Origin of the sequence: Collinsella sp. SGI.033, from assembly GCF_050315135.1 — a bacterium.
Classification (GTDB): Bacteria; Actinomycetota; Coriobacteriia; order Coriobacteriales; family Coriobacteriaceae; genus Collinsella.
On record NZ_JBNPOK010000056.1, the window covers coordinates 1 to 1,198 of the forward strand.

Genomic DNA, 1,198 nt, shown 5'->3' on the forward strand with positions numbered 1-1,198 from the left:
CCTTGATTATCAACTTTATCCGAACACCTCCCACATTCATCCGTACATGTGCGGATGAATGTGGGAACCCGATACCCTGAGGGCCGGATCGGCCGGCCCCGGGAGATCGGAGGACGGCATGTCCGGAAAGAAGAAGAGCGGCTCCGCAAGGGCGGTCCCGAGGGCCTACGGAAGGCTCACGAGGCACGAGCGGGACACGGTCCAGAGGATGCTGGAGCGCAGGGCGTCGTGCAGGGAGATCGCGAGGGAGCTGGGCAGGTCGCCCTCGACGGTGAGCGCCGAGGTGGCGTCGCACAGGTTCGTGACGGCGCCGAAGGCCAGGCGCGGCGAGCGCGTGGACGCCTCCGCCGACCTGTCGGCGGCCTGCCCGCGCCTGGCGGCGTGGCCGCGATGCTGCAACGGCTGCGGCCGGTACCGCGCGATCGGCTGCAAGCGCCGCCCCCACGTCTTCTACGAGGCCCGGGCCGCGCAGCTGTGCGCCGACTCGGTCCTCGTCTCGTCCAGGCGCGGGATAGACGCCGACGAGCCTGCCGCGGCGGCCAGGCTGGAGGCGATAAGGGACTGCCTGCGCCGGGGGCTGTCGCCCGAGCAGATGGCGGCGCGCAACGGCGGCCCGGTGGACCTGTCGCCGTCGACCATCTACCGCTGGGTCTCGGCGGGCTACGACGGCATGACCAACATGGAGCTCAGGCGCAAGGTCGGCTACAGGCCGAGGAAGCGCGCCGCGGGCCGGGCGGCGACCCGCCACTCCGCCCGCAGGTCGCATGCCGCGTTCCTCGCCCTCGGGGAGGACGCGTGCGCCGCGGCCTGGGAGATGGACACCGTCGAGGGGGCCCGGGAGGACTCCGCCTGCCTGCTCACGCTGCTGCACCGCCCCAGCAGGCTCCAGCTCGCGCTGCCGCTGGAGGAGAAGACCGCCGGGTGCGTCGCGGGCGCCCTGGAGGGCGTCCGGGCCGTCCTCGGCGCCGACGGGACGCGCCGCGTGTTCCGCGCCGTCCTCACCGACAACGGCGCCGAGTTCTCCGACGAGGCGGCGATCGCGGCGCTGCTCGGCGAGGGGCCGGGCGAGACGAGGCTGTTCTACTGCGACCCCAGGCGCAGCGACCAGAAGGGCGCCTGCGAGCGCAACCACGTCGAGATCAGGAAGCTGCTGCCCAAGGGCGCCGGAATCAGGTTCGACCGGCTCGCCCCGGCCGAC

General features: G+C 72.8%; 1 protein-coding gene. It reads left to right on the forward strand.

The window, feature by feature from the left end:
* Positions 1 to 118: 118 nt before the first annotated feature.
* Positions 119 to 1,198 (forward strand): IS30 family transposase (locus ACQRC0_RS08725; protein WP_427729309.1); only part of this gene is annotated, 1,080 nt, incomplete at its 3' end.